The sequence below is a fragment of the Rickettsiella endosymbiont of Dermanyssus gallinae genome, assembly GCF_019285595.1.
GTDB lineage: Bacteria > Pseudomonadota > Gammaproteobacteria > Diplorickettsiales > Diplorickettsiaceae > Rickettsiella_B.
Map to the genome: position 1 here is coordinate 1,656,855 of NZ_CP079094.1, position 8,146 is coordinate 1,665,000.

At 43.3% G+C, this 8,146-nt stretch carries 5 protein-coding genes and 2 rRNA genes (1 of these 7 running past the window's edge); 1 reads left to right on the plus strand and 6 read right to left on the minus strand.

Features of this window, described 5'->3' with window-relative positions; all coding sequences use genetic code 11:
- The first annotated feature begins 50 nt into the window (after window positions 1-50).
- Entirely contained in the window at window positions 51-854 is an 804-nt protein-coding gene (locus KX723_RS08425) for an inositol monophosphatase family protein (protein WP_218813905.1), read from the plus strand.
- Window positions 855-870: 16 nt separating this feature from the next.
- Here the strand turns inward: KX723_RS08425 and secF are convergent, their stop codons facing one another.
- From secF to KX723_RS08455, 6 genes are all read right to left on the minus strand, one after another.
- Window positions 871-1,782 (minus strand): protein translocase subunit SecF, encoded by a 912-nt coding sequence (gene secF / locus KX723_RS08430; RefSeq protein ID WP_218813906.1) that lies wholly within the window; start codon window positions 1,780-1,782, stop codon window positions 871-873.
- 186 nt (window positions 1,783-1,968) lie between these two features.
- Window positions 1,969-3,831: a protein translocase subunit SecD gene (secD, locus tag KX723_RS08435; RefSeq protein WP_218813907.1), complete on the minus strand. Its 1,863-nt coding sequence runs from the start codon at window positions 3,829-3,831 to the stop codon at window positions 1,969-1,971.
- 17 nt (window positions 3,832-3,848) lie between these two features.
- On the minus strand, window positions 3,849-4,184 hold the full coding sequence (gene yajC / locus KX723_RS08440) for a preprotein translocase subunit YajC (RefSeq protein WP_218813908.1): 336 nt from the start codon (window positions 4,182-4,184) through the stop codon (window positions 3,849-3,851).
- Between the two features lie 125 nt (window positions 4,185-4,309).
- Window positions 4,310-5,353, minus strand: a complete 1,044-nt coding sequence (gene queA, locus KX723_RS08445) for a tRNA preQ1(34) S-adenosylmethionine ribosyltransferase-isomerase QueA (RefSeq protein ID WP_218813909.1) — start codon at window positions 5,351-5,353, stop codon at window positions 4,310-4,312.
- Window positions 5,354-5,409: 56 nt separating this feature from the next.
- Window positions 5,410-5,526, minus strand: a 5S ribosomal RNA gene (gene rrf, locus KX723_RS08450).
- 185 nt (window positions 5,527-5,711) lie between these two features.
- Window positions 5,712-8,146: ribosomal RNA gene (locus tag KX723_RS08455) — 23S ribosomal RNA — on the minus strand (it continues 571 nt past the right edge of the window).

Here is an 8,146-nt window from a genome sequence, read left to right on the forward strand (position 1 = left end):
ATTCAAAGACATACAAACAATTTCACGCTTTTTACCCTAAATAAACGACAATGCATCCTTTTTTAAATATCGCCGACCGCGCAGCCCGCCAAGCAGGAAAAATCATTTTAGACGGTTTAAACCGCTTAGACCGCATACGACTACATAAAAAAGAGGACAATCGGGGCATCGTAACGGAAATCGATCTACGGGCTGAAAAAGCAATTATCGAGATAATCCAAGAGGCTTACCCCCGCCATGGCATCATGGCCGAAGAAAGCAGTAGTATTGATGGCACAGACTATCTCTGGATCATTGACCCTTTAGATGGAACCAGTAATTACATCCATGATTTCCCTCATTTTGCTGTTTCTATTGCCGTTAAAAACCAAGAAAAAAACAAAATTGAGTATGCCCTGGTCTATGACCCTTTGCGGCAAGAAACCTTTTCTGCGACACGGGGCCAAGGCGCTTATTTAAATAATACACAACGTTTTACGCGCCGGTTACGCGTCAGTGACCGTAAAAGCATCGAAGAGTCTCTTTTAGGGATTTGTATCCCCTCTAGAGGAGGACTCAATGCCTTAGCCGCTTCTCTTAATAAAGAAGCACTACGCCATATGATGGCTCAAGCCAGTGGTATCCGCCGTACCGGTTCAGCCGTTCTTGATCTGGCTTATGTGGCAGCTGGCCGTTTAGATGCCGTATTAGAACTTAATATTGAACCTTGGGATAAGGCAGCGGGAATTTTACTCATTCAAGAAGCAGGTGGAATCACCTGCGATTTAAAGGGTGGCGAAAACTACTTTGAGACAGGCCATATCATCGGCGCAAATCCAAAACTCTGCCCCTTATTATTAAAAGCCATTCAATAGTAAGCTTTCTTTTAAATTAGGGTCTAGAATCAACTTCTTTCGAAGAAGGTAACAAATTACTTCTATCAAGACCCAACGCAACGGCTAAAGCACCCGCCACATAGATAGAAGAGTAAGTTCCAACAACTATTCCTATCACTAAAGCCAGTGCGAAGCTATGAATCATAGGCCCACCAAAAATACACAAAGAAAGCACAACAAAAAGAGTGGTGGCCGATGTCATAATGGTTCTTGATAAAGTTTGATTAATTGAAAGATTAACCACTTCAACCGCCGTATTTTTACGCATTTTACGAAAATTTTCACGGATTCTATCGAAGATAACGATCGTATCATTAAGAGAATAACCAATGACGGCTAAGATAGCGGCAAGGGCCGTTAAATTAAACTCAATATGAAATAAAGAAAAAATACCTAAAATTAAAATAGGATCATGAATTAAAGCGACTGCTGCCCCAATGGCAAACCGATACTCAAAACGTAGCGCAATATAAATCAGGATGCCCAATAAAGCGATAAATACCGCTAAAGCACCTTGTGTAGCCAATTCACGCCCTACTTGCGGACCAATAAATTCAAGTTGTTTTAATTGGGCACCTGGCAATGCCTGGATAATTTCATTAGCCAAATTATGCTGAGTGGTCTTTTGAGCTGCAAGACTGATTAATACATCCTGCGATGTACCATAACTTTGTACCAGCGCATCTTTATACCCAAGCTGTTCTAATGTCTGACGAATTTTAGGTAGTTCTACAGAATGTTTGAACGAAATTTGTAATTGACTACCCCCTGTAAAATCTAATCCCCAGTGCAAGCCTTTAGTTAATAATGAGACAACTGAAATTAATATAAGAATTAATGACAAAGCCGCTGCCCAACGTTGCAACCCTAAAAAATCAATATTGGTCTGTTTTTTAAAAAATTCCACAATAAATACTCAAATAAATAGAACACTTAACTTTATAAATTTAGAAAGTGTCTTCAATTGTGCCAGGATGAGACAAAAAACGTTGTTTTTCGAGTAGCGTAACGGAGCATACATTGGCGTATGTGAGTAACGCAACACAGAAAAGCGACGCTTTTTGGCCATCATCGTGCAATTGAAGACACTTTCTTAGATGCCTATGGGTAAGCGTTTAACAGTTCTGCCACCAAACCAAGCATTAACCAGTGCGCGTGTTAACATAACACCTGTTAACATAGAGGTGAGTAACCCCAATGTAAGCGTAACAGCAAAACCTTTAATAGAACCCGTACCAATTCCAAACAAAACTAACGCCGCAATCAACGTTGTAACGTTGGCATCAATAATGGTCGCGAGCGCACGATCATAGCCAGCATGAATACTCGCTTGCGGTGAAGCACCATTGCGTAACTCTTCACGAATACGCTCGAATATTAATACATTGGCATCAACGGCCATACCGACTGTCAATACAATCCCTGCCATACCAGGTAAAGTTAAAGTCATTCCTAATAGTGACAATAACGCAACCAATAAAACAACGTTCATGGCTAAAGCAATATCTGCAATCACACCAAATACGCCATAATAAATTGCCATAAAAATAATGGCTAAAATAAGTCCTACAACAATAGAAATAAATCCTTTATGAATATTCTCTGCACCTAATTGCGGACCGATGGTTCGCTGTTCTACCACATAAATAGGTGCGGGCAATGCCCCTGCACGTAATAATAAGGAAAGATTAAGTGCCTCTTGTGTGTTAGTTAAGCCGCTCACTTGAAAGTTTGGCGGAAGCGCTGTTTGAATGGTGGCAATACTAATTATCCGCTCTATTTTACGCGGAATATGAATGATCACGCCATTCACTGTCTTACTTATTGATTTGGTTTCTACATACACAATGGCCAACGGTTTACCGACATTTTCGCCAGTAATACGATGGAAATAGCTTTCTCCACCACCACCCAGGCTAATACTGACAGCAGAACGACCCGACTCATCAAAACTAGTTGAAGAATCAGTAATTGAATTACCCGTTAAAATAATTTCTTTATTTAATAAAACCGGTTGGTTTTGATAATGATACAGTTCAAACCCCGACGGTATAGCACCCGAGGTTTGTGCGCTATGTGCATCATGCGTGACATCAACTAAGCGAAACTCTATAGTCGCTGTGCCTCCTAAAATTTGTTGGGCACGCGCAATATCTTGAACCCCAGGCAAATCAACTAAAATTCTATTTCTACCTTGTTGCTGAACAATAGGCTCGGCAACACCCAGCTCATTAATCCGATTACGTAAAGTATTGATCGTTTGATCAATCGCCGACTGCCGTAAGTTAGTTAAGCCTTGTTCCGTCCACTGTAAAGAAAGTTGGTAATGCTGATTAAGCGTTTGTGTAGCAAATAGAAATTCAGGAAACTGAGGCTCTAATAAAGATTTAGCTTTATTTAAATTATTAGCATCAGGAAAAACAAGATTCAATTGCTGGTCCACAGGAATTAATTCAGTATAACGAATATTAGCTTGCTGTAGATTTTCGCTGATATTTTTCATCAATCCTTGCATTCGCTGTGCAATAACACTGTTAATATCCACTTCTAGCGCAAAATGCACACCGCCTCGCAGATCAAGGCCTAATTTCATAGGCAGTGCTCCAATGGCTTGCATCCATTTTGGTGTAGAAGACAGCAAATTAACGGCTACCGTATAATCATCGCCTAAGGCAGTGGATAAAATATCCTTCGCTTTAAGCTGTACATCCGTATTTTTAAACCGTAAAAAAATAGTTTGCTTATCAAGCTCTTGGCTAATCGGTTGAATCCTTCCTGTTTTAATCAGCTGTTCCACTTTGGCATTCAAAGGACCCATGTCGGTATTCACGGTAGCGACAGGAGAAATCTGAACAGCAGGCTGTTCAGGAAAAAGATTGGGAATGGCGTAGATGAAACCTATCACTACGAGCAAAACCAATAAAATATTCTTCCAAAGTGGATATTTATTCAGCATAAGAATTAATTAAAATGTTAAACCGTCCCCTTGGGTAGTACACTAGCAATTGCGGCTTTTTGCATTTTAATCTCAACATTTTCAGCAATTTTTAGCGTAACTAGATCGTCTCTAAGCGCTGTTATTTTGCCTACCATGCCGCCGGTTGTAATCACTTCATCGCCCATCGCTAAACTAGCCATTAATTGGCGATGCTCTTTTGCCCGTTTCGCTTGTGGGCGCCACAATAGTAAATAAAAAATAACGACAAAGCCTAATAAAATTAGAATTTGTGAAAACCCACCGCCTTGTGGTGCTGCAGAAGTTGTAGCAGCTGCTGATTCAGCTAAAGCATTACTGATAAAAAAACTCATTATTCTCTCCTCAATTAAGACGGCCGATGACCTGAAAGATATGCAATTTACCTGGTTCCCCTACTATTCGCAAATCCTGCGCTTTAACTTTGCTCTTTATCTAGCAATATGGCTCTAAAGTCGTTCTAGCCAACCCACAGGGCATCCCCGTAACTAAAGAAACGATACTGATGGGCGATCGCTTGTTGATACGTTTGCATAATGGATTTATATCCCGCAAAGGCACAAACCAGCATCAGCAACGTTGATTTAGGTAGATGGAAGTTAGTTATCAACGCATCAACACAATGAAAAGAAAACCCTGGGTAAATAAAAAGCTTTGTTTCGCCTTCAAACGGTTCAATAAACCCATTGATAGCGGCGGTTTCTAAACTCCTTACGGTTGTTGTGCCTACTGCAATCACTCGTTTACCTTGCCGTTTTGTTTCTGCTATTTTCTCACAAACTGCCGCAGAAACAGTGACTGTTTCGGAATGCATAAGGTGATCCTCAAGCTTTTCAGTACGAATAGGCTGAAAAGTCCCTGAACCTACATGCAAAGTAATAAAGGCTATGTTGACACCTTTATCTCGTAACTGAGCTAAGAGTTCCTCATCAAAGTGCAACCCAGCCGTTGGCGCTGCAACCGCCCCTGGTGTTTGTGCAAAAATAGTTTGGTAACGTTCTTTATCAAAATTTTCGTCAGGGCGTTGTAAATACGGAGGAAGAGGCATATGACCAATCGTATTAAGCAAGGCCAAGGTAGAATCTACTTTATCTAAAAACCGTAATTCAAATAAACTCTCAGCTCGATTGGTTATTTCAAGCCTTATTTCATTTTCCAAGTGTAACTGAGTGTCTATTTTTAATGATTTACTGGATTTTAAATGCGCTAAAATACGATTTTCATCTAAAATACGCTCAATTAAAATTTCAACCTTACCACCCGTTGGCTTATGTGCAAATAAACGCGCAGGAATTACTTTCGTATCATTTAATACTAAAAGATCACCTGGATTAATTAAGGCTAAAATATCTTTAAATTTTTTATGTTCAATCGTTTCTGTTTGTTTATTCAAACACAGTAAACGACTATCGGTGCGTTGTTGTGTAGGGTAAGCAGCGATAAGCTCTGATGGTAAATCATAAAAAAAATCAGCCACTGAATAATTAAAAGAAGAAAGAGTCATAGAAAAAATTTGAATTAAAAAAAACCCGCGGTTAAGCGGGTTTTTAGTGTTAAATAGCCTGGCAATGCCCTACTTTCCCATGGGGGAAACCCCAAAGTATCATTGGCGCAGAGTAGTTTCACTTCTGAGTTCGGAATGGGATCAGGTGGGACCTACTCGCTAAGGTCGCCAGGCAATCGTTGTCTAGCTATTTACATAGCTAGCGAAACCTTTTTGTTTGAGCGTTTTAAATCTCAAACCAAAACAAATAATCTGTAAGAAGCGTTTGCACCGTTCTTTCTATTGTATCTCTTGTTTGTGGTATGTCTTCATTCAACAACCAATTGATTTACTTCTTAAAAGTAACCAGTTGGATTCTCAAATCAAGCCTCACGGTTAATTAGTATGGGTTAGCTCAATACATTACTGCACTTACACATCCCACCTATCGACGTTGTCGTCTACAACAAACCTTTAGGAGAATTAAATTCTCGGGAGATCTTATCTTGAGGGAGGCTTCCCGCTTAGATGCTTTCAGCGGTTATCCTGTCGGTACGTAGCTACCCGGCTATGCTTCTGGCGAAACAACCGGACCACCAGCGGTACCTCCACGCCGGTCCTCTCGTACTAGGCGTAGCTCCTCTCAAATCTCCAGCGCCCACGGCAGATAGGGACCGAACTGTCTCACGACGTTCTGAACCCAGCTCGCGTACCACTTTAAATGGCGAACAGCCATACCCTTGGGACCTGCTTCAGCCCCAGGATGTGATGAGCCGACATCGAGGTGCCAAACACCGCCGTCGATATGAACTCTTGGGCGGTATCAGCCTGTTATCCCCGGCGTACCTTTTATTCGTTAAGCGATGGCCCTTCCATTCGGAACCACCGGATCACTATGACCTGCTTTCGCACCTGCTCGACGTGTTTGTCTCGCAGTCAAGCACCCTTGTGCCATTACACGCAATGCGCGATGTCCGACCGCGCTGAGGGTACCTTCGTGCTCCTCCGTTACTCTTTAGGAGGAGACCGCCCCAGTCAAACTACCCACCATACACGGTCCCCACGCTCGATAAGAACGCTAGGTTAGAACTCCGACTTTCACGGGGTGGTATTTCACCTTCCGACTCCACGCATTCTAGCGAACGCGCTTCAAAGTCTCCCACCTAGGCTACACAGTCAAATTCAAAGTTCAGTGTAAAGCTGTAGTAAAGGTGCACGGGGTCTTTCCGTCTTGCCGCGGGTACGCTGCATCTTCACAGCGATTTCAATTTCACTGAGCCTTGGGTGGAGACAGTGTGGCTGTCGTTACGCCATTCGTGCAGGTCGGAACTTACCCGACAAGGAATTTCGCTACCTTAGGACCGTTATAGTTACGGCCGCCGTTTACCGGGGCTTCGATCCGCAGCTTCACCTGCGCTGACATGGCTTTTAAGTTTTATCTTCGAGTTATTATTCTCTCTACTTCGTTCTTAAAAACCATCTCAGCGCAAGTTAACCACTTCAATTAACCTTCCGGCACCGGGCAGGCGTCACACCCTATACATCCTCTTTCGAGTTCGCAGAGTGCTGTGTTTTTGATAAACAGTCGCAACCACCAGTTTCTTTCAACCTCCCTCAGCTTGTGGAGTAAATCCACTCACCAAAAAAGGTGCACCTTCTCCCGAAGTTACGGTGCCAATTTGCCTAGTTCCTTCACCCAAGTTGTCTCATCGCCTTAGTATTCTCTACCTGTCCACCTGTGTCGGTTTGCGGTACGGTTCTAACAGACCTGAAGTTTAGAGAGTTTTCCTGGAAGCAGGGCATCAGTGACTTCTCGATTAACCGAAGCTAATCAATCGTCATCGCGTCTCAAGATTAACGAAACTCCGGATTTTCCTAGAATTTCTCTCTACTCGCTTAAACCGGAACTACCAGTCTCCGGCCCACTTAGCCTTCTTCGTCCTCCCATCACAGTCTGTCAAAGTACAGGAATATTAACCTGTTTCCCATCGACTACGCGTTTCCGCCTCGCCTTAGGGGCCGACTCACCCTGCGTCGATTACCGTTGCGCAGGAATCCTGGGACTTTCGGCGTGCGGGGTTTTCACCCGCATTATCGTTACTCATGTCAGCATTCGCACTTCGGATACCTCCAGCAACCTTTACAAGTCACCTTCAACGGCTTACCGAACGCTCCTCTACCACGCAATCAGTCCGTAGACCAATCGCATTCACTGCTTCAGTATTAGGTTTGAGCCCCGTTCATTCTTCCGCGCAGACCGATTCGACCAGTGAGCTATTACGCTTTCTTTAAAGGATGGCTGCTTCTAAGCCAACCTCCTGGCTGTTTAAACCTTTCCACTACGTTTCACACTTAACCTAATTTTGGGACTTTAGCAGGTGATCTGGGTTGTTTCCCTTTTCACGACGGACGTTAGCACCCGCCGTGTGTCTCCCGTGCAACATGACTCAGGTATTCGAAGTTTGCATCGGCTCAGTAAGTCGGGATGACCCCCTTACCGAAACAGTGCTCTACCCCCTGGTCACTAACACGAGGCGCTACCTCAATAGCTTTCGAGGAGAACCAGCTATCTCCGAGCTTGTTTAGCCTTTCACTCCTAGCCACACCTCATCCCCATCTTTTGCAACAGATGTGGGTTCGGGCCTCCACTTCGTGTTACCGAAGCTTCACCCTGGACATGGCTAGCTCGCTCGGTTTCGGGTCGACTCCTAGCGACTCAACGCCCTTTTAAGACTCGGTTTCCCTTCGCCTACCCTATTCGGTTAAGCTTGCCACTAAAAGTCACTCGCTGACCCATTATACAAAAGGTACGCA